General features: G+C 67.0%; 1 protein-coding gene. It reads right to left on the minus strand.

Features of this window, described 5'->3' with window-relative positions; translation table 11 throughout:
• On the minus strand, positions 1-377 hold a 377-nt coding region (locus SOP85_RS31260), incomplete at its 3' end, for an inositol monophosphatase family protein (protein ID WP_323629442.1).
• Positions 378-400: the final 23 nt, after the last annotated feature.

Genomic DNA, 400 nt, shown 5'->3' on the forward strand with positions numbered 1-400 from the left:
GCTTCGCGCGTCAGCACCCACCCAGGCAGGCTGTCCCAGGCGTTCATATGCGGTTCGTAATAGCCCAGCAGCCGTCCGGCGGCCACCTGGGCGGTCATCAACGCGCCGGAGCCGCTGCGCACAAACATCCCTCCCGCCTGCAGCAGGCGACAGAGAAAACCGCTGAATTCCGCCGCCGAGGCGCGCGGGGAAATCCCGACGCCCATCACGCCATCCGCGACGCTGCGCCCGGCATGCACAGCGATCGGCTCCCCATTGAGAAAGGCGCCGCCGCCGCGACAGGCGCGGAACATCTCGCGGTGGTTGGGATCGTAGACCACGCCTATCGTCGGCTCGCCGTCGATCACCACGCCTATCGCGATACACCAGGTATGCAATCCGTTCAGGAAGCAGGCGGTGC

The sequence above is a fragment of the Pseudomonas sp. YuFO20 genome (genome assembly GCF_035064975.1).
Lineage (GTDB): Bacteria > Pseudomonadota > Gammaproteobacteria > Pseudomonadales > Pseudomonadaceae > Aquipseudomonas > Aquipseudomonas putida_AE.